The sequence below is a fragment of the Microbacterium sp. Leaf179 genome (genome assembly GCF_001423785.1).
GTDB lineage: Bacteria > Actinomycetota > Actinomycetes > Actinomycetales > Microbacteriaceae > Microbacterium.
This window is the reverse complement of record NZ_LMPH01000003.1, coordinates 142994-167823: the sequence shown is the minus strand read 5'-3', so window position 1 is coordinate 167823 and position 24830 is coordinate 142994. Positions and strand designations below refer to the sequence as shown.

The 24830-nt window shown below is 70.8% G+C and carries 23 protein-coding genes and 1 tRNA gene; 10 read left to right on the top strand and 14 right to left on the bottom strand.

What is annotated here, in order from left to right; genetic code table 11:
- The first annotated feature begins 225 nt into the window (after window positions 1–225).
- Window positions 226–882, top strand: a complete 657-nt coding sequence (locus ASF96_RS12265; protein ID WP_055939726.1) for an SIMPL domain-containing protein — start codon at window positions 226–228, stop codon at window positions 880–882.
- A gap of 77 nt (window positions 883–959) precedes the next feature.
- On the opposite strand, the gene smpB is transcribed toward ASF96_RS12265, so the two are convergent.
- From smpB to prfB, 4 genes are all read right to left on the bottom strand, one after another.
- Window positions 960–1436, bottom strand: a complete 477-nt coding sequence (gene smpB, locus ASF96_RS12260) for an SsrA-binding protein SmpB (RefSeq protein ID WP_055939723.1) — start codon at window positions 1434–1436, stop codon at window positions 960–962.
- A gap of 98 nt (window positions 1437–1534) precedes the next feature.
- Complete coding sequence (ftsX, locus tag ASF96_RS12255; protein WP_055836391.1) at window positions 1535–2452, bottom strand: permease-like cell division protein FtsX; 918 nt, start codon at window positions 2450–2452, stop codon at window positions 1535–1537.
- Window positions 2449–3480 carry a cell division ATP-binding protein FtsE gene (ftsE, locus tag ASF96_RS12250; RefSeq protein WP_055939721.1) on the bottom strand — a complete coding sequence of 344 codons (1032 nt, stop codon included), beginning with the start codon at window positions 3478–3480 and terminating at the stop codon, window positions 2449–2451. The genes ftsX and ftsE overlap by 4 nt, the downstream gene beginning before the upstream one ends.
- 127 nt (window positions 3481–3607) lie before the next feature.
- Entirely contained in the window at window positions 3608–4717 is a 1110-nt protein-coding gene (gene prfB / locus ASF96_RS12245; protein ID WP_055939718.1) for a peptide chain release factor 2, read from the bottom strand.
- A 70-nt stretch (window positions 4718–4787) separates the two neighbouring features.
- Between prfB and ASF96_RS12240 the strand changes: the two genes are divergently transcribed.
- Both ASF96_RS12240 and ASF96_RS12235 read left to right on the top strand, forming a co-directional pair.
- Entirely contained in the window at window positions 4788–6044 is a 1257-nt protein-coding gene (locus tag ASF96_RS12240; protein WP_055940024.1) for an MFS transporter, read from the top strand.
- Between the two features lie 203 nt (window positions 6045–6247).
- The gene (locus tag ASF96_RS12235) at window positions 6248–8044 is read left to right on the top strand and encodes a M20/M25/M40 family metallo-hydrolase (protein WP_156458855.1); all 1797 of its coding nucleotides are present in this window, start codon (window positions 6248–6250) and stop codon (window positions 8042–8044) included.
- Between the two features lie 141 nt (window positions 8045–8185).
- Here the strand turns inward: ASF96_RS12235 and ASF96_RS12230 are convergent, their stop codons facing one another.
- Window positions 8186–9211 carry an NADPH:quinone reductase gene (locus tag ASF96_RS12230; RefSeq protein ID WP_055939714.1) on the bottom strand — a complete coding sequence of 342 codons (1026 nt, stop codon included), beginning with the start codon at window positions 9209–9211 and terminating at the stop codon, window positions 8186–8188.
- A gap of 137 nt (window positions 9212–9348) precedes the next feature.
- Here ASF96_RS12230 and ASF96_RS12225 point away from each other — a divergent pair.
- A tRNA-Leu gene (locus tag ASF96_RS12225) sits at window positions 9349–9430 on the top strand.
- A 48-nt stretch (window positions 9431–9478) separates the two neighbouring features.
- Window positions 9479–10243 carry a DedA family protein gene (locus ASF96_RS12220; protein ID WP_055837845.1) on the top strand — a complete coding sequence of 255 codons (765 nt, stop codon included), beginning with the start codon at window positions 9479–9481 and terminating at the stop codon, window positions 10241–10243.
- Here the strand turns inward: ASF96_RS12220 and ku are convergent, their stop codons facing one another.
- Complete coding sequence (ku, locus tag ASF96_RS12215; protein ID WP_055939712.1) at window positions 10244–11104, bottom strand: non-homologous end joining protein Ku; 861 nt, start codon at window positions 11102–11104, stop codon at window positions 10244–10246.
- A 172-nt stretch (window positions 11105–11276) separates the two neighbouring features.
- Here ku and ASF96_RS12210 point away from each other — a divergent pair, with 172 nt between their 5' ends.
- On the top strand, window positions 11277–11762 hold the full coding sequence (locus ASF96_RS12210; protein ID WP_055939710.1) for a deaminase: 486 nt from the start codon (window positions 11277–11279) through the stop codon (window positions 11760–11762).
- A 103-nt stretch (window positions 11763–11865) separates the two neighbouring features.
- Window positions 11866–14355 carry an ATP-dependent DNA ligase gene (locus ASF96_RS12205; RefSeq protein ID WP_055939708.1) on the top strand — a complete coding sequence of 830 codons (2490 nt, stop codon included), beginning with the start codon at window positions 11866–11868 and terminating at the stop codon, window positions 14353–14355.
- Window positions 14356–14434: 79 nt separating this feature from the next.
- Here ASF96_RS12205 and ASF96_RS12200 read toward each other — a convergent pair whose 3' ends face one another.
- From ASF96_RS12200 to murI, 5 genes are all read right to left on the bottom strand, one after another.
- Window positions 14435–15352: a cation diffusion facilitator family transporter gene (locus ASF96_RS12200; protein ID WP_055939705.1), complete on the bottom strand. Its 918-nt coding sequence runs from the start codon at window positions 15350–15352 to the stop codon at window positions 14435–14437.
- A gap of 135 nt (window positions 15353–15487) precedes the next feature.
- Window positions 15488–16306, bottom strand: a complete 819-nt coding sequence (locus ASF96_RS12195) for a glycosyltransferase (RefSeq protein ID WP_055939704.1) — start codon at window positions 16304–16306, stop codon at window positions 15488–15490.
- Window positions 16307–16322: 16 nt separating this feature from the next.
- Window positions 16323–16919 (bottom strand): RdgB/HAM1 family non-canonical purine NTP pyrophosphatase, encoded by a 597-nt coding sequence (gene rdgB / locus ASF96_RS12190; RefSeq protein ID WP_055939702.1) that lies wholly within the window; start codon window positions 16917–16919, stop codon window positions 16323–16325.
- Between the two features lie 2 nt (window positions 16920–16921).
- On the bottom strand, window positions 16922–17647 hold the full coding sequence (rph, locus tag ASF96_RS12185) for a ribonuclease PH (protein ID WP_055939699.1): 726 nt from the start codon (window positions 17645–17647) through the stop codon (window positions 16922–16924).
- A complete protein-coding gene (gene murI, locus ASF96_RS12180) occupies window positions 17644–18498 on the bottom strand; it encodes a glutamate racemase (protein ID WP_055939697.1) in 855 nt (284 codons plus the stop codon). The genes rph and murI overlap by 4 nt, the downstream gene beginning before the upstream one ends.
- 248 nt (window positions 18499–18746) lie before the next feature.
- On the opposite strand from murI, the gene ASF96_RS12175 reads away from it, so the two are divergent.
- On the top strand, window positions 18747–20072 hold the full coding sequence (locus ASF96_RS12175; RefSeq protein WP_055939695.1) for a nicotinate phosphoribosyltransferase: 1326 nt from the start codon (window positions 18747–18749) through the stop codon (window positions 20070–20072).
- 207 nt (window positions 20073–20279) lie between these two features.
- Window positions 20280–20768, top strand: coding sequence for a hypothetical protein (locus ASF96_RS12170; RefSeq protein WP_055939693.1), 489 nt, complete (start codon window positions 20280–20282; stop codon window positions 20766–20768).
- A gap of 3 nt (window positions 20769–20771) precedes the next feature.
- Here ASF96_RS12170 and ASF96_RS12165 read toward each other — a convergent pair whose 3' ends face one another.
- The 3 genes from ASF96_RS12165 to ASF96_RS16565 are packed head-to-tail and all read right to left on the bottom strand — an operon-like array spanning window position 20772 to window position 24072.
- Window positions 20772–21038 (bottom strand): DUF3039 domain-containing protein, encoded by a 267-nt coding sequence (locus ASF96_RS12165; protein ID WP_055836348.1) that lies wholly within the window; start codon window positions 21036–21038, stop codon window positions 20772–20774.
- Window positions 21039–21088: 50 nt separating this feature from the next.
- Window positions 21089–22651 carry a hypothetical protein gene (locus ASF96_RS12160; RefSeq protein WP_055939690.1) on the bottom strand — a complete coding sequence of 521 codons (1563 nt, stop codon included), beginning with the start codon at window positions 22649–22651 and terminating at the stop codon, window positions 21089–21091.
- On the bottom strand, window positions 22627–24072 hold the full coding sequence (locus ASF96_RS16565) for an ATP-binding cassette domain-containing protein (RefSeq protein ID WP_235560604.1): 1446 nt from the start codon (window positions 24070–24072) through the stop codon (window positions 22627–22629). Before ASF96_RS16565 ends, ASF96_RS12160 begins: the two co-directional genes overlap by 25 nt.
- A 76-nt stretch (window positions 24073–24148) precedes the next feature.
- On the opposite strand from ASF96_RS16565, the gene ASF96_RS17440 reads away from it, so the two are divergent.
- Window positions 24149–24754: a hypothetical protein gene (locus ASF96_RS17440; RefSeq protein WP_055939688.1), complete on the top strand. Its 606-nt coding sequence runs from the start codon at window positions 24149–24151 to the stop codon at window positions 24752–24754.
- The last annotated feature ends 76 nt before the right edge of the window (window positions 24755–24830 follow it).

Genomic DNA, 24830 nt, shown 5'->3' with positions numbered 1-24830 from the left:
GGCCACTGTCACGCTGTTGAATTACCAATCCGGATGCCGAAGCACCGGAGCCTCACAGTCTACAACGCTCCGACACCCGGCGCATTCCGCGTGGCCCGCAGCGGTGGCGAGGTGGTGCCGGGAACTCGACGCGACCCCGCGGCGGTCGGCACGACGCGCGGCCCCGCACCCCGCCCCCTCGATCTCCTCCGCGGAACAGCAATTTCCCTCGCGTATGCTCACCGCATGAGCGAGGTCGTGGTCACCGTCCGAGGAGAGAGCGAAGCACGCGTGCGCGCCGAAGAGGCCGCCGTCCGGGTGACGGTGTCGACCGACGGGCCGTTCCGCGGACCCGTGATCGAGGGCGCCCAGGTACGAGCCTCGTCGGTGCAGGACGGCCTGGTGGCGCACCTGCGCTCCGGCGAGGTGTCGGAATGGTCGAGTGCTCGGGTGTCGGTCTGGTCGGACCGACCGTGGAACAGCGACGGAGCGCAGCTGCCGCTCGTGCACCACGCCAGCGTCGAGCTGTCGGCGACGTTCACCGACGCCGGGGCCCTGTCGTGGTGGCTCGGCGACGTCACCGAGTCCGACGACGTGCAGGTCATCGCCGTGGAATGGCGCCTCTCCCCTGCCACACGCGTGCGCGTCGAGAGCGACGTGGCCGCCGCCGCGGTACACGTCGCCGTCGAGCGCGCGGGCGCGTACGCGGGCGCCCTGGGCTTGGCCTCCGTGTCACCGGTCGAGATCGCCGACGCCGGCCTGCTCGGGGCACGGCCGGAACCGACGGCACACCTGTCGGCGCGCTTCGCCGCGGCCTCGGACTCGAGCGGCCCGTCGTTCAGCCTGCAGCCACCCGAGATCGTCGTGAGGTCGGTCGTCGAGGGGCGCTTCCGCGCGGAGTGACCGCGTCACGCGGCAGCCAGGCGCGCTGAGCGCGCACGAACGCCGCGGCAACGAACGTCACCGCGACGAACCCGACCTCAGTCACCCAGCCGGTTCTTCGTACGCATGGCGCGCTCGGCTTCGCGCTTGTCTTCGCGTTCGCGGATGGTCTGACGCTTCTCGAACTCGCGCTTGCCCTTGGCCACCGCGATCTCGACCTTCGCGCGACCGTCGAGGAAGTACAACCGCAGCGGGACGAGCGTGTACCCGCCGGCCGACACCGCGTGCGAGAGCTTCACGATCTCTTCGCGGTGCAGCAGGAGCTTGCGGGTGCGCTTGGCCGAGTGGTTCGTCCAGTGACCCTGCGAGTACTCGGGAATGTGCACGGCGTCGAGATACGCCTGCCCGCCGTCGATGTAGGCGTACCCGTCGGTGAGGTTCGCGCGACCCTGCCGCAGCGACTTGACCTCGGTTCCGGTCAGCACGAGACCGGCCTCGTAGGTCTTCTCGATGGCGTACTCGTGGCGCGCCTTCTTGTTCGACGCGATCAGTTTTTCACCCTGCTCACGAGGCATGGTGCCACCTCCTCATGATCATGGGCACACAGAGCCCTCCAGCCTACAGGATGCCGGGGTCACCGGCATCCGGGATCCGATGTCGAACGACGCGGGGTTTATGCGCGCAGCCAGCGACGGATCGCGAAGCTCGCGCTGAGCGCCGCGAGGATCACGCCGATCACCACGATCACCGGGATCACGAAGGCGACGTCGGACAGCCCCACCCACGACGTGATGAAGCCGATGCGGTCGCGCAGGTACTGGTTGACCCCGACCCCCACGATCGCCCAGACGGCCACGCTCGCCAGAGCCGACCCGATGAGGGCCGCCAACACGCCCTCGACGATGAACGGCGTCTGGATGAAGCGATTGGAGGCGCCGACCAAGCGCATGATGCCGAGCTCGCGCCGTCGGGCGAACGCCGAGAGGCGAATGGTCGTCGCGATCAGCAGTACCGCGGCGATGAGCATGAGACCGGCGATGCCGACGGCGACGTAGGTCGCGACCGTCAGCGCCTGGAACAGCGGCTCGAGGTACTGCATCTGGTCCTTCACCTCTTCGACGCCGGTCTGGCCGCCGAAGGCTTCCGAGATGACGTCGGCCTGATTCTGGTCGACGAGGTTGATGCTGAAGGTCGCGTTGAACTGGTCGGCCGTCACCACGTCGGCGATGTCGTCGGACAGCAGGCTCTTCGCGTTCTCGAACACCTCGTCGCTCGTCGAGTAGGTGTAGTCGCGGATGAGCGGGGCGAGCGCCTCGCCGTCGAGCGTCGCCTTCACGGCGTCGATCTGCTCCTGCGTCGCGGCTTGCCCCGGGGTGCAGGTGTCGACGTCGGACACCGCCGCGCACATGAACACCGCCACCTGGGCACGATCGGCCCAGTACGACTGCATCTTGCCGATCTGCATCTGCATGAGCATCGCCGCGCCGACGAAGGTCAGCGACACGAAGGTGACCAGGATGACCGAGATCACCATGGACGCGTTGCGACGCAGGCCGGTGAAGGCCTCCGAGAGGATGAGCCCGAACCTCATGACGTGGGTCCCACTTCGTCGTTGCGGTCTTTCTTCTCGCCCAGTCCCAGCCGATCGGCGAGGCCCAGGGCATCGACGTCCGGCGTAGTGACCGGGATGGAGCGCGTGTTCGTGCCCGGTTCGCGCGGGGCGTCGGCGGACGGCGTGGTCACGGCGGGCGTGGCGCCCGGGGCCGCCGCGGGCTCGGCGGACGGGGCCGGAGCCGGCGCGCCCTCGGGGCCGCGCAGGGGCTCGACGGGGCCGGAGATGTGGGTCACTTCGCGCTGCACCTCGAGCACGGCCGTGAGGGCGGCCACCGCGGCCGCACCCTTCTCGACCTCGGGGGCCAGGCGGGGCAGGCTCGACGTGTCGCCGTAGCCGCCGTGGCGCTCGTCGCGCACCATCTCGCCCCCGCTCAGCTCGATCACGCGACGCTGCATCTGGTCGACGAAGCCGGCCTCGTGGGTCGCCATGACGACCGTCGTGCCGCCGGCGTTGATGCGGGCCAGCAGACGCATGATGTCGATCGACGTGCCGGGGTCGAGGTTTCCGGTCGGCTCGTCGGCGAGCAGCACCTGGGGGCGGTTGACCAGCGCGCGGGCGATCGCGACGCGCTGCTGCTCACCGCCCGACAGCTCGTGGGGAAGGCGCTTCTCTTTGCCGTCGAGGCCGACGAGCGCCAGCACCTCGGGCACGGCCTGCTGGATGAACCCGCGCGAAGCGCCCGTGACCTGCAGGGTGAAAGCCACGTTCTGATGCACGGTCTTGTTCGGGAGCAGGCGGAAGTCCTGGAAGACCGAGCCGATGTGGCGACGGAAGTAGGGAACCTTGCGGTTCGACAGCGTGCGCAGGTCGCGACCGAGCACCACGACACGACCGTCGCTGGGGGTCTCGGCGCGCAGGATCAACTGCAGGCACGACGATTTGCCGGAACCCGAGGCACCGACGAGGAAGACGAACTCCCCGCGCTGCACCTCGAAGTCGACGGCGTTCAGGGCGGGCTTCGCGGTGCCGCGATACCGCTTGGTGACGTTCTCGAACCGGATCATGGCTCGATGAGCCTAAGCGGGTGCCCCGACGACCTCGACAGGACGCGCCGTGTCCGCAAACCGAGAGAGTCCTATGGATGCCGGGGTGACGGCATCCACAGGACTCTCGGACCGCGGGGGTCGCGGATCAGTCGTCGTCCTTGCGCTTGCGCCACCGGATGCCGGCGGCGATGAGCCCGTCGAGGTCGCCGTCGAAGACGACCGCGGGGTTGCCGACCTCGTACCCGGTGCGGAGGTCTTTCACGAGCTGCTGGCCGTAGAGGAAGTAGGAGCGCATCTGGTCGCCCCAGCTCGCGGTGATCGTGCCGGCGAGCTCTTTCTTCTTCGCGGCCTCTTCTTCGCGCTTGAGCAGCAGCAGTCGGGTCTGCAGCACGCGCATGGCGGCCGCACGGTTCTGGATCTGCGACTTCTCGTTCTGCATCGACACGACGAGGCCGGTCGGGAGGTGCGTGATGCGCACGGCGGAGTCGGTCGTGTTGACCGACTGTCCGCCGGGGCCCGACGAACGGAAGACGTCGACGCGGATGTCGCCCTCGGGGACCTCGACCTCGACGGCTTCTTCCATCACGGGGATGACCTCGACCGCGGCGAAGCTCGTCTGGCGCTTGTCGGCGCCGCCGAACGGGCTGATGCGCGCCAGGCGATGCGTGCCGGCCTCGACCGACAGGGTGCCGTAGGCGTAGGGGACGTCGACCTCGAAGGTGGCCGACTTGATGCCCGCGCCCTCGGCGAAGGACGTGTCCATGACCTTCACGGGGTACTTGTGACGCTCGCACCAGCGGAGGTACATGCGCAGCAGCATCTCGGCGAAGTCGGTGGCGTCGTCGCCCCCGGCGCCGGAGCGGATCGTGACGACCGCCGAACGCGGGTCGTACTCGCCGTCGAGGAGGGTCTGCACCTCGAGCTGACCGATCACGTCTTTGAGTGAAGCGAGCTCACGCCGCGCCTCGTCGGCGGATTCGTCGTCGTCCATCTCGATCGCGAGACCGACGAGCACCTCGAGGTCGTCGAGGCGCTGCTCGATCTCGGTCACGCGCTTGAGTTCGGACTGGCGGTGGCTGAGACGGCTGGTGATCTTCTGAGCGTTGTCGACGTCGTCCCAGAGGTTGGGCGCGCCGGCCTCTTCGCTGAGGCGAGCGATGTCGGCGGTGAGTGCATCGACGTCGACCACGGCCTGGATATCGGCGAAGGTCGAGCGAAGAGCCTGGATGTCGGCGGTCAGATCGAGTTCGAGCATTTGGATTCAGCCTATCGTGGAGACGGTGACAGCCGACTCTCCCCGGAACGTGCTGGTGCGCTTCGCGCCGATGATCTACGGTCCCACCCTGCTGTTCGCCCTCGGCGAGGGGGCCGTCATCCCCCTCATCCCGGTGATCGCCGACCGCCTGGGGGCCGACGTCGCGGTGGCCGCGCTCGTGGCGGCGGCCCTGGTCGTGGGCCAGCTCTGCGGAAACATCCCCGCCGGATGGGCGGTCGCGCGATTCGGCGAGCGCCTGACGATGGGGGTCGCCGGCATCGTGATCCTGGGCGGTCTGACCGGGGTGGTCTTCGCGAACTCCCTGCTGTTGTTCGCCGCGGCCGTGTTCCTCATCGGATTCTGCGCCGCGGCGTTCGCCCTCGCGCGCCATTCCTTCATGACCACCCGGGTTCCCCTGCACTTCCGCGCTCGTGCGCTGTCGCTGCTGGGCGGGACCTTCCGCCTCGGGATGTTCGTCGGGCCGTTCATCTCGGCGGCGCTGCTGGGGATCTTCGGCGACGAGACGGCATCCATCGTCTTCTTCGCCGTGTGCCAGGTTGCGACGATCCTCCTGGTGTTCTTCGGCCCCGATCCCGAGAAGGCCGTGCCGGTGGGCGCAGGCTCCGTGAGCCGACGCGACGAGGGCGACTCCCGCGAGGCCGACTCCCGCGAGGCCGAAGACACCGGTGAGCCGGTGACCGGAGCGATTCCCGTCGTCGAGCGGGTGGGGGTGTTCCGCACGATGTGGCGCTTCCGCGGTGTGCTCGCTCGCCTGGGTCTCGCGGCGGCCTCGCTGTCTGCCGTCCGCTCGGCGCGTCAGGTGGTGCTGCCGCTCTGGGGTGTGTCGCTGGGATTGGATGCCGGGACCATCGCCGTGGTCGTCGGAGTCTCGGGCGCCATCGATTTCGCGCTGTTCTACGCCAGCGGCCAGGTCATGGACCGCTTCGGGCGCCTGTGGGCGGCGTTGCCCGCGATGGTGCTGATGGGGGCGGGATTCCTCGCGCTCTCGTTCACCCACGATCTGGGCACCGCCGAGATGTGGTTCGCCCTGTTCGCCGCGGTGCTCGGCGTCGGCAACGGGCTGTCGAGCGGCATCCTGCTCACCCTGGGTGCCGACATCGCCCCGCCGACGGAGCCGGCCGCGTTCCTCGGTTCGTGGCGCACGCTCACCGACGCCGGGGGCGCGATCGCCCCCCTGTTGGTGTCGGCTCTGACAGCGCTCGTCTCGCTGTCGGTCGGCGTGGGGGCCATGGGATTCATCGCCCTGCTCGGCGCGATCGGGTTCGTGCGATGGGTGCCGCGGTACGTCCCGCGAAGCCGCCCCTGACGCGCGGGAGCGCGCCGGAACGGCCGCCGCCCGATACCCCGACGACCTCGGGGACGTGTTTCGGGACGGTAAAAAATCCGGCGGACTCTGGCCATCTGATGAATTTCCGATGAGAATCGGTCACGCGATCGCCATTTTCACGGTGACGTGTCATTCCCCCTGGATGAAGCGGGCGATGGTGCCCGCGGAGAGGTTTCCCCATCGTGCCCCGGAACACCCTGCACCCCACTGCCTCACGCGCTCGACGCGCGTCGGCCGTGCTGGCGACGAGCGCTCTCGTCGGCGGCGCCCTGATGATCGCCCCCGCGGCGTTCGCCGCACCCGCCCCCGGCGAGGCCCCCGACGACCTCGGCCTCACCGGCGCCGACGTCATGACCCACCTGACCGAGCTGGCCGACATCACCGAGTCGTTCGCCGATCAGGGCTACCGCACCTGGAACGGTCCGGGCTACGAGGCTGCGGCGCAGTACGCCGAGCAGATCCTCGAGGGCACCGGGGCGTTCACCGTCTCGCGGCAGACCTTCGACGTGCCGTACTCCGAGCTGGGCGAAGCCTCGCTGACCGTCGATGGCACGACCTACACCGGCTCGCACTTCGACAACAGCGAAGGCACCGACGAGCCGTACACCGCGACTCTGGCGCTGCCCCTCGACGCCGAGGGCACGCACATCGGCTGCGCCGCGACCGACTACGCCACCGTCCCCGCCGGCGCCATCGTGCTGGTCCAGCGCGGCGTCTGCACCTTCGAGGAGAAGATCGACTTCGCCTCGGCCGCCGGAGCGGGCAGCGTCTTCGTCTACAACAACGAACGGCCGGCCGAAGAGGGCGTCTCGCCCGACGACCAGCTGACCAACGTCGGCTCGGGTCCCCGCAACGAAGAGGACTCCCCCGCGGCGACCCTTCCCCAGTCCGCCGGCGACACGCTCGCCGCTCTCGTCGAGGCCGCTGCCGCCGACGCGCCCGTCGAGGCCACCGCCGTCATCGAGAAGCAGTTCCTCGTCTCACAGACCTTCAACGTCATCGCCGACAGCATCGCGGGCGACCCCGAGGACACCGTCGTCATCGGCGCGCACCTCGACGGCGTGGCCGAAGGCCCGGGCGTGAACGACAACGCCTCGGGCTCGGCCGCCGTGCTCGCCCTGGCCGAGAAGGTCGCGGCATCCGAGGTTCCCAACGACAAGCGCATCCGTCTGGCGCTCTGGGGCGCCGAGGAGATCGGCCTGCTCGGCTCGACCGCCTACGTGGACGACCTGGTGCAGAACGACCCCGCCGAACTCGCGCGCATCTCGGCCTACCTCAACTACGACATGATCGGCTCCGAGAACTTCACGGTGGGCGTCTACGACGCCGATCGCTCGACGTTCCCCGCCGACGGGGTGACCATCCCCGACGGTTCGGTCGAGATCGAGAAGATCTACACCGACTACTTCGACTCGATCGAACAGCCGTGGATCGACTCCGAGTACTCGGGTCGCTCGGACTACCAGGCGTTCATCGACAACGGCATCCCCTCGGGCGGCCTGTTCTCGGGTGGCGACGACATCAAGACCGACGAGCAGGCCGAGCTCTTCGGCGGCACCCCCGGGGTCTTCATGGACCGCAACTACCACACGGTCGACGACACCCTCGCGAACGTGAACCGCGACTCGATCGACATCTTCACTCCCGCGATCGGGCACGCCGCCTTCGCCCTGGCGTGGGACGCCGCCGTCGATCCGGAGCCCACTCCCGAGCCCACGCCCGGCGAGCCCTCGCCCGACCCCACCACCGAGCCGACGCCCGAGCCCACGGGTGAGCCCACGGGCGAGCCGACGGCCACGCCGAGCCCGGTGCCCACGGCGACGACGGGTCCCGGCGCGAACGGCCCCGGCGGCAACCTGCCGCGCACCGGTTCCGACGTCGCAGGTTCGCCGCTGCCCGCCATCGGCATCGGCATGCTCGCCCTCGGAGTCATCGTGGCCGCCGGCACCGCCGTCGTCCGCCGACGTCCGCAGCAGTGACGAGGACCGGGGCCGCGTGAGACGCGCGGCCCCGGAACGACCGTCCCGCCGGGATCCGCACCGTGAGGTGCGTGATCCCGGCGGGACGTCGTCGTTCGGGGCGGGACGATCCGTCCCGCTGCGCTGCGCGTCGGCCGGGGCTCAGTCCTCGTCGGCCACGCGGATCAGGACCTTGCCGGTGACACCCGACTCGACGGCGTCGTGCGCGGCGGCGGTCTGGTCGAGGGGGAACCCGCTGAGGGGCAGTCCGGCCTCCTCGCCCACCGGCAGCGCTCCGGCCGCCACCGCGGCCGAGACGTCTTCGGCGGCCGCGGCGAGCGCGCGCTCGCCCACCGTGTACAGCAGCAGGCCCTGCCAGCGGACGTTCTTGGCGAAACTCGCGCGCACCGCCGCCGTGAAGGCATCGCCCCCGTTGTCGGCGTAGTACCCGATGGTGCCGTGGTTCGCGATCACCTCGACGTCGAGACCGGCGTTGTCGGCGATGGCGACCTCGACGATGTGCTCGACCCCGTTCGGAGCGAGCTCGCGGATGCCGTCGGCGAGCGCCTCGTTCGGATAGCGCAGAACGTGGTGGGCGCCGGCCGCGCGCGCGAGCGCCTCTTTCGCGTCGCTGCTGACCGTGGCGATGACGGTGGCTCCGGCCCAGACGGCGAGCTGGATGGCGGCGTGTCCGACCGCTCCCGCCCCGCCCTGCACGAGCACGGTGCGCCCGGACAGGGCGCCCGGGGCGAGGCGCGACGGGCCGTCTTCGTGCACGGTGAGGGCGCGATGGGCCGTCATCGCGGGAACGCCGAGGCTCGCGCCGAGCTCGAACGACGCCGCGTCGGCCAGGGGCACGGCGCGCTCGGCGGGGAGCACCGAGTACTCGGCCGCGGTTCCGGTCGGACGCTGGTGCGCGGCGAGGTACACCCACACCCGCTGGCCCACCGAGAGACCCTCGACGCCGTCGCCGACGGCATCCACGATTCCCGCCCCGTCCTGGTTGGGCGTCACTTCGTCGAACGCGAGCGGCCGGTCGGTGCTGGCCCGGGCCTTCCAGTCGGTGGGGTTCACCCCCGACACGACGATGCGCACGCGCACTTCGCCCGCGCCGGGTTCGGGAAGCGGGCGCTCCGCGAGCGAGAGAACGGAGGAGTCACCGGGCTGGGAGTACGTGATCGCCTTCATGCGGAAGACAAGCACGCGGTCGACGCCCGCATTCCCCCGGCGTGTCGCCCCCGCGCACCACCCGCGGGTGAGGTCGCGGCGGTTGGGGGCCGCTTCACACGTAGCGCCGCTCACGCGGACCTAGAATGAACCCATTCGCGGGAGTGGTGGAATCGGTAGACACGCAGGATTTAGGTTCCTGTGCCTTCGGGCGTGGGGGTTCAAGTCCCCCCTTCCGCACGATTCTCGCTGCTCCCCGCACCGATACTCCGACCCGACGGGACCGATGTGATCCACACCACCAGCGCGCTGCTCCCGTGGCTCGACCCCGCGACGATCATCACCAACTCGCAGCCCTGGGCGCTGCTGGTCGTGTGCTTCATCATCTTCGCCGAGACCGGTCTGCTCATCGGCTTCTTGCTGCCCGGCGACACCCTGCTGATCATGGCCGGGCTGCTCTCGCACTCCACCCCGCAGGCACCCAACGGCGTGTTCGGACTGAACGCCTGGTGGGTGGCGCTCGCCATCGGTGTGGCCGCCTTCATCGGCGGTGAGGTCGGGTACTACATCGGGCACAAGGCCGGGCCCTCGATCTTCGAGCGCAAAGAATCCGGCATCTTCAGCAGGAAGAACGTCGAGCGCACGAACGCGTTCTTCGAGCGGTTCGGCGGTCTGACCGTCATCCTCGCCCGCTTCGTGCCCGTCGTGCGCACGTTCGCCCCCATCGCCGCCGGCGTCGGCCACATGCCGTGGCGCAAGTACACGCTGTACAACCTCATCGGCGCCATCATCTGGGGCATCGGCCTCACCATGCTCGGCTACGTCGTGGGATACATCCCGTTCATCCGCGACATCGTGACGGAGTACATCGACGTCATCCTGCTCGCCGCCGTCGCGGGCACGGTCGTGTTCATCGGCATCCACTACTTCCGCGAACGCGCCGCCGCCAAGCGCGACGCCGCCGCGGGCCACGGAGTCGTGACGCACGCCGAGGCCGAGGCCCTCACGCTCGACCCGAAGACGCTCGAAGACGGCGACCAGCCCGCGCGCTGATCAGGACGCCTTCGAGCTCTTCTTCTTCGCCGGCGCCTTCTTGGCCGGCGCGTCGTCGGCCTTCTCGGTGCGGGCTGCGCGGCTGCGCTCGACGCTCGCGCGCAGGGCCTCCATGAGGTCGATGACCTCGCCGCCGTCGTCGTCGCTCTCCTGCTCGCCGAAGGTCGCCGCGGTGTCGATGGCGTCGCCCTGCTCGAGCTTCGCGTCGATGAGGGTGCGCAGCTCGGCCTGGTACTCGTCGGTGAACTCCTCGGGGTCGAAGTCTCTCGAGAAGCTCTCGACCAGAGAGGCCGACATCTCGAGCTCCTTCGCCGAGATGCGCACGCTCTCGTCCAGCGCGGGGAATGCCGCCTCGCGCACCTCGTCGGCCCAGAGCAGCGTCTGCAGCACCAGCACATCGTCGCGCACGCGCAAAGCCGCGAGCCGCGTCTTCTGACGCAGCGAGAAGCGCACGATCGCGGTGCGGTCGGTCTGCTCGAGCGTCTTGCGCAACAGCACGTACGCCTTCGGCGACGAGGAGTCGGGCTCGAGGTAGTACGCCTTGTCGAGGGTCAGCAGATCGACCTGATCGCTGGGGACGAACTCGACCACCTCGATCTCGCGACTGCGTTCGCTCGGCAGCGACGCGAGGTCGTCTTTGGTCAGCACGACCGTCTGCTCGCCATCGTCGTACGCGCGATCGATGTCGGCGTAGGGCACCACCTCGCCGTCGACCTCGCAGATGCGCTGATACCGGATGCGCCCGCCGTCCTTGTTGTGCACCTGGTGCAGAGAGACGTCGTGGTCCTCTGTGGCCGAGTACACCTTCACGGGCACGTTGACCAGGCCGAAGGTCAGGGCGCCCTTCCAGATCGATCGCATGGGAACAGTGAACACCGAAACGACGGTGGATGCCGAGACCTTGCGTCACGAGGGGGCCCCGGTTCGTTCGACGACCGGCGGACCCCGCCCCGGCTCCGTGACGACAAGATGGACACGGTACGCGCGAACGCGTGCCCCGCCCGCAGCGGCACGATCCGGAGAAGAGGAACCCGTGGACGACATCGACGCACTGAAGCGCTGCCTGGAACTGGCGACGGAGGCGGTGAACGCGGGCGACGACGCCTTCGGATCACTGCTCGTCGACGGTGACGGGCACCTACTCCGGGAGGAGAGGAACACCATCGGCGGCGGCGATCCCACCGCGCACCCGGAGATCGCCCTCGTGCGGTGGGCGGTCGCGCGGTACTCGGCGACGGAGCGGGCATCGATGACGGTGTACACCTCGGGCGAGCACTGCGCCATGTGCGCCGCGGCTCATGCATGGGCGGGGCTCGGTCCCATCGTCTTCGCCGGCTCGACCGCGCAGCTGACGACGTGGCGGTCCTCGTGGGGCGCAGCCCCCTCGCCGATCCGGCCCCTCGCCATCTCCGACGTCGCTCCGGGAGTCGTCGCGCGCGGGCCCTTCGACGTGTTCGCCCCGGAGCTCGAGCGACTGCACCTCGAGGCCGAACGACGCCGGTCCGGCGCGACGGGATGACCTCGCCCCCGTATCGACCACCCCGCGCAGCCCGGGCACCGACCGGAGTGCGATCTCGCAAGCCCCTCGGCATCCGGAGCCCTTCCCGCCCTACGCTGGGGCGATGACGGAGCAGACGGTGCGCATCGGCGGACGCCGCCTGCGTCTGTCGAACCTCGACAAGGTGCTGTACCCCGAGACCGGGACCACCAAGGGCGAGGTGATCGACTACTACTCCCGCATCGCCCCTCGACTGCTCTCCCACGTGCGGGATCGTCCCGTCACGCGCAAGCGCTGGCCCGACGGCGTCGGCACCGACGCCGACCCGGGCGAGCCCTTCTTCGCCAAGGCCCTCGAACCCGGAGCGCCGGCCTGGGTGCGGCGCCTGCCGATCGACCACTCCTCGGGCGCCAAGGACTACCCCCTCGTCGACGATCTGCCCACCGTCGTCTACCTGGCGCAGGTCGCGAGCCTCGAGTTGCACGTGCCGCAGTGGCGGTTCTCGCCCGACGGCGAGAAACTCCCCCCCGATCGCCTGGTACTCGACCTCGACCCCGGACCCGGCGTCGGCCTGGCCGAGTGCGCCGAGGTGGCCCGGTGGGCACGCGTCATCCTGCAGGACATCGGTCTCGACCCCCTGCCGGTGACGAGCGGAAGCAAGGGCATCCACCTCTACGCGCACCTCGACGGCCGCCAGTCCAGCGACGCCGCCAGCGCCATCGCGAAAGAACTCGCCCGGGCGATCGAGGCCGACCACCCCGACCTGGTGGTCAGTCAGATGTCGAAGTCCGCGCGCCCCGGCAAGGTCTTCATCGACTGGAGCCAGAACAACGGCTCAAAGACCACGATCGCGCCGTACTCGCTGCGGGGACGATCGCACCCCACCGTCGCCGCCCCGCGCACGTGGGAGGAGCTCGACGACCCGGGCCTGCGTCACCTGCTGTTCACCGAGGTGCTCGATCGCCCCGGCGATCCGCTCGCGCCGGTCGAGCGCGACGCGGGACCCCTTCGTGCGTACATCTCCAAGCGCACCGCGGGCGCGACCCCCGAGCCCATGCCCGGTGCCCCGCACGCCGACGTCGCACCCGACGGTCTCCCCCGCTTCGTCATCCAAGAGCACCACGCCACCCGCCTGCACTGGGACGTGCGACTCGAACACGACGGGGTACTGGTCAGCTGGGCCGTGCCGAAGGGCGTCCCCCCGACGACGGCGAGGAACAGCCTCGCGGTCATGACCGAGGACCACCCGATGCAGTACCTCGACTTCGCCGGCGAGATCCCCCGCGGCGAGTACGGCGCCGGCATCATGACGGTGTGGGACACGGGCACCTACGAGCTCGAGAAATGGCGCGACGACGAAGTCATCGCCACACTCGAGGGCGGGCCCGACGGGCCGCTCGGCCGAGTGCGTCTGGCCCTCATCCGCACGGAGGGCGCGGGCGAGAAGTCGCAGTGGCTGCTGCACCGGATGAAGACGGATGCCGAGGGTCGGCCGCAGAGCGAGGGCGACCCGGTGGTGGCCCTCGATCACGGCCGTGCGGATCGCGCCGCGGTGACGGTGACTGCGACGGAGAGCGACCGGGCGCCGGAGCCCGCGCCCGAGCCGGCGCCCCGTACCTCGACGTCGCCGAGTCCCCCGAGCCCCGCGCAGCTGCGCCCCATGCTGTCCACCGCCGCCACGGCCGGTATCGCCCGAGCCGCCGCCGGCCGCTGGGGCGAGCCGTGGGTCGAGATGAAGTGGGACGGCATCCGGGGAATCGGTCTCTGGGACGGCGAGCGGCTGCGCCTGCGATCGCGCAACGGCAACGACCTCACCGCCGCCTACCCCGAACTCACGACCGTCGACCTCGGACTCGGCCCGAAGCCCGCGGTCGTCGACGGCGAGATCGTCGCGCTCGACGCGCAGGGGCGCCCGAGCTTCCCCCTGCTGCAGAAGCGGATGAACCTGGCGCAGCCCCGCGAGATCGAGCGCGAAGCGCGGCGGACACCGGTGCAGCTGTACCTGTTCGACGTGCTCTCGGTGGGCGAGCGCGACGTCGCCGTCCTGCCGCTGGCCGAGCGGCGCGGCATCCTGGAGGCGCTGGCGCAGGATGCCGGGGACCCCGTCGTCGTGCCGCCCGTGTTCGACGACGTCGACGCCGCCGTGGCCACGAGCGGCCGATTCGGGCTCGAGGGCGTCGTGGTCAAGGACCCCGGTTCGGCCTACCGCCGCGGCGAGCGTTCGGAACAGTGGCTCAAGGTGAAGCACTCTCGCACGCAGGAGGTCGTGATCGGCGGCGTCCGCCCGGGCAAAGGAAACCGTTCGGGCACGATCGGGTCGCTGCTGGTCGGTGTTCCCGGACCCGACGGCCTGCACTACGCCGGCCGCGTCGGCTCGGGTTTCGGCGAGCAGACGTTGGCCAGACTCGGCGAGGTGCTCGGCGCGCTCGGCAGCGACACCGACCCGTTCGTGGGGGTGCCCGCCGCCGACGCCCGCGACGCGCTGTGGGTGCGGCCCGAACTCGTCGCCGAGGTGGAGTTCGCGGAGTTCGCCCCCGGCGGCATCCTGCGCCAGGCACGCTGGCGGGGTCTGCGGCCCGACAAGGATCCGGGCGAGGTGGTGCGGGAGGTCTGAGCACGGGCCGGCTGAGCGCGGAGCCCGGGCGTATGCGCGCCCTCGCCGACCCGGGCCGAGCCCGGCGGGATCCCCGGCTCTACGCGTGCTGTGAGTCGCGCTCGACGTGCCCGGCGGGCTCGAGCTGGAAGGTCGAGTGCTCCACGTCGAAGTGCTCGGCGAGGCAGCCCTGCAGCGTCGCGAGGATCGCGGCGGCGCGACCGTCCGACAGCGCCGCGTCGTCGACGATCACGTGCGCGCTGAACACCGGCGCGCCCCGCGTGAGCTGCCAGACGTGCACGTCGTGCACGTCGACCACGCCGTCGGCCTCGCGCAGGTGCTGCCGGATCTCGGCCACGTGCACGCCGACGGGCGCCGACTCGGTGAGCACGACGACGACCTCGCGCAGAAGACCGATGGCACGCGGCACGATCAGCACCGCGATGAGCAGTGAGGCGATGGCATCCGCCTGCGCGAATCCGGTGGTCACGATCACGATCGCCGCGATGATGACCGCGATCGACCCGACCAGGTCGCCCAGCACCTCGAGATACGCGCCGCGCACGTTAATGCTGCGCTTCTGCGCGCGACCGAGCACCCACATCGACACGGCGTTGGCGATCATGCCGACCGTCGCGACGACGAGCATGAGCCCGCCCTGCACCTCGGCGTCGGCCGGCGCGAGCAGCCGCTGCACGGCCTCGACGCCCACCCAGGCGCACAGCGCGATGAGGATCACGCCGTTCGCGAGCGCGCCGAGCACTTCGGCACGCTGGTATCCGAAGGTGCGGCGGTCATCGGCCGGGCGGGCGGCGATCGCCGTGGCGATCAGCGCCACCACGAGCGCGGCCGCGTCGGTGAACATGTGCGCCGCGTCGGCCAGCAGGGCGAGCGAGCCCGACAGGATCGCCCCCACGATCTGCACGACCATGACCGTCGCGGTCAGGGTGAGAGCGATGGTGAGCAGACGTCTGTTGCCGGCATCGCGGATGCCGCCGGCAGGCGCGTGATCGTGCATGGTTACAGGCTAGGCCGCGCACAGCGGGGGCTGCGTGTCATCGCGGTAGTCGGGAATGAGAACCGGTGTCGGCTCCCCCGCGGCGACCCGACAGGGTTGTCCCGGCCCGACGCGGTCGCCCGACCGCCCTCTCGGTCAGCGCCGACGTGCATTCAGCTGCGCCTGGATCCGCCGATGCGCGTGCAGCGCCGGGTACACGCCGAGGAACACCGCCATCGGAGCCCGGAGTCGCACGTCGCGGATGCCGTGCGCGGCGTACGTGTTCTCGAAACGGTCGATGTAACGCCGGAAGTCCCGAGGGCGGTCGTCGAGGCGCCGCGCGCCGATGCCCGCGACCATCCGCGGGAAGTAGCCGATCCGACGCCCCCCGAGGGCGAGGTGGATGGCGATGTCGAGGTCTTCGTGCATCACATCGGCCTCGTCGTCGCACAGGAACTCCCGCACGTCGTGCCACGCCTCCCGCCGCACGGCCATGTTGCTGCCGAACAGGAACACGAAGTCGCCGGCGAGCTTCACCTGCAGGCGTCGGAAGGCATCGTCGATCTGATGTCCGACCGCACGCAGAGGCAGGTCGTAGTACTCGACGGGTCCCGACGCGGCATCCACGTCGGTCGACGCGAAGATGTGCGAGACCCGGGCCACCCACTCGGGTTTGAGGACGGTGTCGGCGTCGATCCGCGCGAGCACGTCGCCGGTGGCGGCATCCATTCCGAGGTTGCGGGTGGGCACCAGGCCCTGGCGGTCGTCCTGACGCAGCAGACGGATGCCGGCGTCGGGATGCCGAGCCCTCACGCCCTCGACCACCGCGCGCGTGCCGTCGGTCGAGCGGTTGTCGACGACGAGCACCTCGGTGGCGGGGAGCGTCTGGCCCACGATGGCGTTCAGGCACTGCTCGATGACCGCCTCTTCGTTGTAGGCGGGAACGATGATCGACACCGACGGAAGAGGGCTCATCGGTCCGCCTCCACGCTCAGAGGGACTCGAGCAGCGGCGCGAGGGCGACGAAGGCGCGGGACCTGTGCGATGACGCGTTCTTCTCGGCCGCGCTCCACTCGCCGACCGTCCGCTCGGCATCGGCAGGCTGGCCGTCGGGTACGAAGATCGGGTCGTACCCGAACCCACCCGGTCCGGCCGGCTGCATCGCCAGGCGACCCGGCCAGCGTCCCTCGATCGTCTCTTCGGTGCCGTCGGAACGCACCAGCGCGATCACCGACACGAACTGCGCCGTGCGGTGCGGATCGGCGACGTCGGACAACTGGTCGAGCAACAGCTCGAGGTTGGCCGTGGAGTCCTTCTTGTGCCCCGCCCAGTAGGCCGAGAACACCCCCGGCGACCCGCCCAGCACGTCGACGGCGATCCCGGAATCATCGGCCAGCGCGGGCAGCCCCGTGTGGGCCGCGGCCGCGCGGGCCTTGATCAGCGCGTTCGCCGCGAACGTGACGCCGTCCTCGACCGGTTCGGGACCGTCGTAGGCGACGACGTCGAGATCGGGGCGCACCTCGGCGACGATCGCCTGGAACTCCTCGACCTTGTGCGGGTTGTGCGTGGCCAGCACGATGCGCGGCATGGTCAGCCTTCGAGCGTCGCGATCTGGATGCCGCGCAGCTCGGCGCAGCCGTTCACGCCCAGCTCGAGCAGGCGGTCGAGCTCAGCCTTGTCGAACGGAGCTCCCTCGGCGGTGCCCTGCACCTCGACGAACAGACCGCGACCGGTGACGACGACGTTCATGTCGGTCTCGGCGCGCACGTCTTCGACGTAGGCCAGGTCGAGCAGCGGTTCGCCGTCGACGATGCCGACCGATACCGCCGCGACCGAGTCGCGCAGGACCTCGGAGCGCTGCGCGATGAACTTCTTCTCGCGGCCCCAGGCGATGGCATCCGCCAGGGCGACGTACGCGCCCGTGATGGCGGCGGTGCGGGTGCCGCCGTCGGCCTGCAGCACGTCGCAGTCGATGACGATCGTGTTCTCACCCAGAGCCTTGGTGTCGACGACGGCGCGCAGCGCCCGGCCGATCAAACGCGAGATCTCGTGGGTGCGGCCGCCGACCTTGCCCTTGATGCTCTCGCGGTCGTTGCGGCTGTTCGTCGCGCGCGGCAGCATGGCGTACTCGGCCGTGACCCACCCCTTGCCCTTGCCGGTGAGCCAGCGGGGAACGCCGTTGGTGAACGACGCCGTGCACAGCACCTTGGTGCCGCCGAAGGTGACGAGGGCCGAACCCTCGGCGTGTGCCGACCAGCCGCGTTCGATGGTGACGGGGCGGAGCTGATCGGCGGTGCGGCCGTCTTTACGGGTCATGTGTCCTCCTCGGACGAAAGGGATGCCGTGCCTCGGCGCGGCAGGTCGATGGCGCCGGTCTGCACGAGCTGCACCTCGCGCACCTCACGGCCCATGAGGCGGTGCGCCAGGCGCAGGAAGTCGTCGGCCGACGACCCGGTGGCTTCGTAGCGGTGCGTCGGAACGGCATCCGGCCTCGCCAGGAGGTCACGCGAGACGAGTTGGCGATAGACGTCTTTCGCCGTCTCGCTGTCGCTCGACACCAGGCTGACCTCGGGACCCATCACGTAGCTGATGGCGCCCTCGAGGAACGGGTAGTGCGTGCAGCCGAGCACGAGCGTGTCGACCCCGGCGTGCCGCAGCGGCGCGAGGTACTGCTCGGCGGTGGCGAGCACCTCGGGCGAGTCGGTGACGCCGGCCTCGACGAACTCGACGAAACGCGGGCACGCCTCGGCGAACACCGTGAGGTTCTCGTTGACCTCGAGCATGTCCTGGTAGGCCCGCGAGCCGATCGTCCCGGCCGTGCCGATCACGCCGATGCGACCGTTGCGGGTCGTCGACATGGCGGTGCGCACGGCGGGGCCGATCACCTCGACCACGGGCACGTCGTAGCGCTCGCGCGCATCGCGGAGCATCGCCGCCGACGCGGTGTTGCAGGCGATCACGAGCATCTTCACGCCCTGATCGACGAGGGTGTCGAGCACCTCGAGCGCGTACTTGCGCACGTCGGCGATGGGCTTCGGGCCGTAGGGAGAGCGGGCGGTGTCGCCGATGTAGAGGATCGACTCGCGCGGCAGCTGCGCCGACACGGCCCGGGCGACGGTGAGACCGCCGACTCCCGAGTCGAAGATCCCGATCGGCGCGTTGTCCATAGGTGCCCAGCCTACCGGGCAGGGCCGACACGGATCGGTGCGGGGCGCGGGGGCCGCACACCTGCGGTGGGGGCGCGGGGGCGGTGCGGGGCGCGTGCCGAACTCCTGAGGACTTCCGCGCGCCCAAGCCGATCCAGCCCTCAGGGGTGTTCGCGGGCGCAGAACTCAGGAATTCGGCACAGCGCAAGGCCGTACGAATACGCGCACAAACTCCCGAGCTGCCCACGACGCCGGAATAGGCTGGCGCGATGAGCCGCAGCACCGCCCTGCACACCGACCGCTACGAACTGACCATGCTCGACGCGGCCCTCCGCGACGGCACGGCCTCGCGACGCTGCGTGTTCGAGGTGTTCGGGCGCCGACTCTCGGGCGGACGCCGCTTCGGTGTCGTCGCGGGCACCGGCCGGCTGCTCGAGGCGATCCGCGACTTCCGGTTCGGCGACGACGAACTGCGCTACCTGCGGGACGCGAGAGTGGTGGATGCCACCACCCTCGACTTCCTCGCCGATTACCGCTTCACGGGATCGGTGACCGGCTACCGCGAGGGTGAGCTGTACTTCCCCGGCTCCCCCCTGCTGACCGTGGAGGGAACCTTCGCCGAGGCGGTGCTGCTGGAGACGCTCGCGCTCAGCATCCTCAACTACGACTCCGCCGTCGCCACGGCGGCAGCGCGCATGAGCATCGCCGCCGGCGACCGACCGCTCGCCGAGATGGGCTCGCGTCGCGCGAGCGAAGAGGCAGCGGTCGCCGCCGCGCGTGCCGCCTACATCGTCGGCTTCTCGGCCACCAGCAATCTCGAGGCGGGGCGCCGCTGGGGCGTGCCCACGATGGGAACCGCCGCCCACGCGTGGACCCTGCTGCACGACAGCGAAGAAGACGCCTTCCGTTCGCAGATCGACGCGCTCGGCAGCGGGACCACCCTGCTCGTCGACACCTACGACATCGCCGAGGGCGTGAGAACCGCCGTGCGCGTGGCCGGTCCGCAGCTCGGCGGCGTACGCATCGACTCGGGCGACCTGCCGATCGTCGCGGGCGAGGTGCGGGCGCTGCTCGACGAGCTCGGCGCCACGGGCACGCGCATCACCGTCACGAGCGACCTCGACGAGTACGCGCTCGCCGCGCTCGCGGCCTCTCCGGTCGACTCCTACGGCGTCGGCACGTCGGTCGCGACCGGCTCCGGCGTTCCGACCGCGGGTCTGGTGTTCAAGCTCGTCGCGCGCGAATCCGCCGACGGCTCATGGGTGGGTGTCGCGAAGGCGTCGGCGCAGAAGGCCTCGCACGGGGGCCGCAAGGCGGCGTTCCGCACCCTCGATGGGGGGACCTCCACCTCGGAGCTCATCATGGTCAGCGACGGGTTCGAAGAGCTGTCCACCGCCGCCGAGCATCCCGATGCCCGTCCCCTCCAGGCCACGCTCATGGTCGACGGCGAGGCGGATGCCGCGACCCTCGGCCACGAGGGCGTCGAGGCGGCACGCGCGCACCACGCCCGCGTGCGCGAGGAGTTGCCGGTGCGGGCGCTCGCGCTCAGCGGGTCGGAGCCCGCACTGCCGACGGAGTACCGCGAGGCGGGCTGACCGCCGGGCGGTCCGCCCGTACCGGAGTGAACAGGGGATGCCGCGGGGGCGCATCGCGCACGCACGTCGGCGTGCGGTTCGGTCTCCGACCGCGAACGGGTGAGACGCGGGGTGAGCGGAACGCGGAGGCGGCGTTCTCACGCAGACCCCCCGGTTAGCGTGGAGCGTTCTGCGATGCGGCCACCGACGCCGCAGGAGGGGATCCTGATGCCGAACGCTCCTCGATCGACGCGCCGCCAGGTGATCTCCGCGGCCGCGTGGGCGGTTCCCGCGATCGTGTCGGTGACGGTTACCCCCGCCCTGGCGACATCCGGCGGCGGCGTCCCGGTCGCGAAGATCCGCCCGAGCTCCGACTTCGCGGCGCAGGATCTGCACGAGTACGACCCGGCGACGAACACCAACCGGGGACCGATCGCGGTGTACGTCCGCGCGCGGTACGACCAGAACATCGTGTGGTGGCCGCGGCCCGACCCCGCGGTGGCGGTCATTCCGTACACCGTCTCGGTGGACGGGCCCCTCGGGCCGTCATCGATGACGGGGGTGCTCACCATCTCGATCGGCGGGTACGCCCAAGACGTCCGTACCTACCCGCTCGACGGGTTCCACCCGTTGCCCGTGGGGACCTATCGCTTCACGCTGGCGCTGTACGGCTCCGACGGAACCACCTCGGCGACGACGACCGTCGAGGTGGCATGACTCTCACTTGATGAGCGACTCGTAGATCTCTTTGCACTGCGGGCACACGGGGAACTTCTCGGGATCGCGGCCCGGGGTCCACTTCTTGCCGCACAGTGCCCGCACCGGCTTGCCGGTGAGGGCCGACTCGAGGATCTTGTCTTTCTTGACGTAATGCGAGAAACGCTCGTGGTCACCGGGCTCGATGTTCTCTTCGCGGATGAGCTCTTCGAGCTCTCGATCCAGGGTCGCGAGACCCCCGCTGTCAGGACTGTCGAGAGGCGTGCTCATGGTCAGCCAGTGTAGCCGCGGACCGCGCCGAAGGGACGGTGGAGCCCACGTCAGGTCGCTTCGGCGAACTCCATCAGACGGGTTCCGCGGCGCTCGAACAGGGCCGCTCCGATCGCCACACCCGCGACGAGCACGACGAGCCCCGCGCCGACGCCGACCGCCAGCGCGAACATCGCGTCGATGGAGTCGCCCGCCACGGCACGCCAGGTGAGCCAGATCGCGGGGGCCGCGGCCAGCAGGGCTCCCACCATCACGAGGCCCTGCGCCATGACGCCCCCCGAGCCCGACCGCTGAGGCTGCTGGAACGGGCTGTCGCCGGGCCGCGACACCGCGTAGGGCGCCACGACCGACGAGATGCTCGAGAGGCCGAGCCCCGCCAGGAACAGGGCGGCGCACACTCCGACCAGGGCGGGGAAGACTGCCCAGCGACCGTGGGCCACCACCGCGAGGGGAAGAGTGAGCGCGAGGACCGGCAGGCCGATCAGCAGCACCGGAACGAGACGGCCGATGCGATCCGGCGCACCGCGCACGCCCGAGGCGATGTGCATCCACAACGCGGTGGAGTCGTAGGCGAGGTCGTTGTGCGGGAGCCATCCGAAGAACAACGCCATGATCGGCACGGGCAGCAGCACCGCGATCTCGAAGGGCACGCCCGCGACCAGCAGCGGCACGGTCGACACGACGGCGGCGACGGGCACGATGATGACGTTCACGATGTAGCGGCGGTCGCGCAGCCAGTACGACAGGCTGCGGGCGGCGACCGCTCCCCCGGGCGTGCCGGGGAGGATCGCGAACCATCCCATTCCCCCGCGCTCGCGAGCGGCGACGGGACGACGGGTCGTGGTGAGCAGGCGGTCCACCAGGACGAACCAGGCGACGGCCAGCACACCGACCGTGGCGAGGGCGACGATCAGGCTGCCGACGGCGGCCCCCGCCGACGGTGCCAACGCGATCCCCCAGGCGGCGCCGATCGGGGTCCACGCCAGGATCTCGGCTGCCGAGGCGAGCTGAGAGGGAACGGCCCCGCGCCATTCGAGCGAGCCGAGGAACACCCCCACCGGCACGACGACGACGAGCACGGCCACGAGGTACACGCCCATGAGCTCCCGCGATTGCCGCGGGCGCTGCACGAGCGCGCCGAGCGCCATGCTGACGCGGGCGAACAGCACGCAGGTGGCAAGACCGAGCAGGACCGAGGCCACGCTCGCGACCGCCGCGGCCCCGTGGGCGCCCCACGCGACGGCGAGGCTCACCCCGAGCACCAGAACGACGAGAACCGGGACGCTGAGGAACCCGGCGAGCAGGAGTGCGCCGGCGAGCGGCCGCGGCTCCGGCCCGACCACCGCGAATCGTCGGGGGTCGAGCGGGTCGATCGAGGCGGTGACGGGCGGACCGACCGCGAAGCCGAGCGTGACCGCCGACCCCGCGAGCACGGTGACCACGGCGGTGGTCAGCCGATCGGCATCCGCGAGACCCGCGGCACTCACGGCCGCGACCGCCGCTGCAGCGACGAGGAGGACCACACCGATGACGCGCCGGACGACCTCGCGGGGATCGCCCCGCAGGGCGCCCCACATCATCGCCAGTCTCAGGCGGAGAACGTGTGCAACCACTCCAGGCCCTCCACGTCGCCCAGACCACCCGCGAGCTCGAGGAAGCGCTGTTCCAGCGTCGCCTCCCCGCGTACTTCGTCGACAGTGCCCTCGGCGAGCACCTGGCCCGACACGATGACCGCCACGCGCGAGCAGACGCGTTCGACGAGCTCCATGCCGTGGCTGGAGAGGATGACGGTGCCGCCGTGGTCGACGTACGTGCCGAGGATGTCGAGGATGACCGCGCTCGAGACGGGGTCGACGGCCTCGAACGGCTCATCGAGGACGAGCAGGCGGGGCGAGTGGATCATCGCTCCGGCGAGCATGACCTTCTTCGTCATACCTGCCGAGTAGTCCGAGACCGGCCGCGCGAGGGCGTCGACGAGATCGAACGCGCGCGCCAGGTCGGCGATGCGGCTCTCGACCAGGGGCGCGGGAAGACTGCGCAGCGCGCCGTAGTACGACAGCAGCTGCCGGCCCGTGAGCCGGTCGAAGGTGCGCAGACGGTCGGGCAGCACGCCGATGAGCTTCTTCGCCTCGCGTGAGCGGCGGGCGGCGTCGACACCGTTGATCTGCACGGTGCCGCCGTCGGCGCGCAGCAGGCCGGCGATGATCGACAGCGTGGTCGTCTTGCCCGCCCCGTTCGGCCCGACGAGGCCGTAGAACGAACCCGCCGGCACGGTGAGGTCGATCGCGTCGACGGCCCGCAGCTCGCCGAACGTCTTGGTGACGCCGCGCAGCGTGAGCGCCGGGACGGCGTCGGCGGTGTGCTGGTCGGCATCGGCGGTGTTGGCCGGCGCGGAGGCGGAGTGCGGGGTGGTGAGGGGTGCGGGCTCGGGCTCCGGATCGGCTGCCCGCTCGGGCTCGTCGCGCACGGTCTGGGCGTCGTTCTCGGGCGAGGACTCCGTCTCGCCCGCCGACCCGGCCTCGGACGCGAGGGAGGCCTCCCGCGTCGCGTCGGCCTCGGACGCGAGGTCGATCTCGTCTGAAAGGACGACATCGTTCTCGTCAGCGACCCGGACATCGGGAGGCGTCGGATCGGAGAAGGGCTCCGCGGGTTCGGGTTCCGTTGCCTCGAGCTCGGTCGGCGCGGGCTCGGTGGTGGCCTCTTGCTCGGTCGCCTCGGGCTCAGCCGACTCGGACTCCCCCGAGGCGTCGTCGGCCACCGAGGGGGTGAGCGCGTCGGCGGGGCCCGTCTCGCCGTCGGCGAGGGGCGTATCGACCACCACGCCGGGGTGAGCGGCGGCGATCGGCGATGCCTGGTCGGCCGGCGCGTCGATCGCGGTCTCGTCCTCGTCCGTGGCGCTCGCAGCGTCGGCACCAGGGCCGCCGGGAGCGGCCTCGGAGACGACGGGCTCCTCGACGGCGACGTCGGCGGGGGTGGGATCGGCGGGCACAGCATCGGCGGTCGCGGGATCCGCGAGCACAGCGTCAACGGGCACAGCGTCGCCGGGCACAGCGTCCGCAGGCACAGCGTCCTCAAGCACAGCGTCAGCGGACACCTCGTCGACCGACGTCGTGTCGGCTGAGATCGCGTCTGCCGAGGCGCCGGAATCCGTCGTGCGCACCGGGAGCGGAGGACGCGGCGGAATCACGAGGTCGGGTGACGGAGCCACCGCGTCGGGCGTCGTGGCGGCGTCGACGCTCGTCTCGGTCGACGCAGACGCGCGCGGCGTCGTCGGCCTCTTCGCCGCGGGGCGCTTGGCCGCGGGCTTTCTCGCAGCCGTCGTGCGCGGGGTCGATGACGTGGATGCGGACGCTGCGGAGGGACGCGGTGCGGCCGGCTTCTTGGCGGGGGTGCGTGGCGCCGCCCCCGAGGACGCCGCGCGACTGGCGGTCGTGCGGGGAGTTCGCGGCTTCGGCGCGGGCTTCGGCGTGTCGACGGCCTCGGACGGCTCCGCGGACGCGTCGGTCGCGGCATCTGCCGCCTCGACTGTCGCCTTCGGACGAGCGGGAGGACGACGGGGAGCGCGGGGTGCGGTGGTACGCGGAGCGCGTGGGGCGCGCGGTTTCGCGGCCGGCTGCGGAGACTCGGAGGATTCGGCGCTCGCCGCGGCGCCCTCGGTGTCGGACGAGGAACTTTCGGGGGGCTGCGGCAGCGACGCTGTCATCATCCCAAACTAGCAAGCACCTCCGACATCGCCCGACGCCGGGTCGCGGGACGCAACCCCAGGACGGCATCACGAAACCACAACGACCG

What these genes read in the sequence shown, in the direction of transcription:
- smpB (WP_055939723.1), bottom strand. Translation starts at nt 1,436, where the DNA reads ATGCCTCGTGAGCAGGGTGAAAAACTGATCGCGTCGAACAAGAAGGCG.
- ASF96_RS12165 (WP_055836348.1), bottom strand. Translation starts at nt 21,038, where the DNA reads ATGAGCACGCCTCTCGACAGTCCTGACAGCGGGGGTCTCGCGACCCTG.
- murI (WP_055939697.1), bottom strand. Translation starts at nt 18,498, where the DNA reads ATGGACAACGCGCCGATCGGGATCTTCGACTCGGGAGTCGGCGGTCTC.
- ku (WP_055939712.1), bottom strand. Translation starts at nt 11,104, where the DNA reads ATGCGATCGATCTGGAAGGGCGCCCTGACCTTCGGCCTGGTCAACGTG.
- ftsE (WP_055939721.1), bottom strand. Translation starts at nt 3,480, where the DNA reads ATGATCCGGTTCGAGAACGTCACCAAGCGGTATCGCGGCACCGCGAAG.
- ASF96_RS12230 (WP_055939714.1), bottom strand. Translation starts at nt 9,211, where the DNA reads ATGAAGGCGATCACGTACTCCCAGCCCGGTGACTCCTCCGTTCTCTCG.
- ASF96_RS12175 (WP_055939695.1), top strand. Translation starts at nt 18,747, where the DNA reads ATGAGCCGCAGCACCGCCCTGCACACCGACCGCTACGAACTGACCATG.
- rdgB (WP_055939702.1), bottom strand. Translation starts at nt 16,919, where the DNA reads ATGCCGCGCATCGTGCTGGCCACGCACAACCCGCACAAGGTCGAGGAG.
- ASF96_RS12170 (WP_055939693.1), top strand. Translation starts at nt 20,280, where the DNA reads ATGCCGAACGCTCCTCGATCGACGCGCCGCCAGGTGATCTCCGCGGCC.
- ftsX (WP_055836391.1), bottom strand. Translation starts at nt 2,452, where the DNA reads ATGAGGTTCGGGCTCATCCTCTCGGAGGCCTTCACCGGCCTGCGTCGC.
- ASF96_RS12195 (WP_055939704.1), bottom strand. Translation starts at nt 16,306, where the DNA reads ATGAGCCCTCTTCCGTCGGTGTCGATCATCGTTCCCGCCTACAACGAA.
- ASF96_RS12200 (WP_055939705.1), bottom strand. Translation starts at nt 15,352, where the DNA reads ATGCACGATCACGCGCCTGCCGGCGGCATCCGCGATGCCGGCAACAGA.
- ASF96_RS12265 (WP_055939726.1), top strand. Translation starts at nt 226, where the DNA reads ATGAGCGAGGTCGTGGTCACCGTCCGAGGAGAGAGCGAAGCACGCGTG.
- ASF96_RS12205 (WP_055939708.1), top strand. Translation starts at nt 11,866, where the DNA reads ATGACGGAGCAGACGGTGCGCATCGGCGGACGCCGCCTGCGTCTGTCG.
- ASF96_RS12240 (WP_055940024.1), top strand. Translation starts at nt 4,788, where the DNA reads ATGATCTACGGTCCCACCCTGCTGTTCGCCCTCGGCGAGGGGGCCGTC.
- rph (WP_055939699.1), bottom strand. Translation starts at nt 17,647, where the DNA reads ATGACCCGTAAAGACGGCCGCACCGCCGATCAGCTCCGCCCCGTCACC.
- prfB (WP_055939718.1), bottom strand. Translation starts at nt 4,717, where the DNA reads ATGCTCGAACTCGATCTGACCGCCGACATCCAGGCTCTTCGCTCGACC.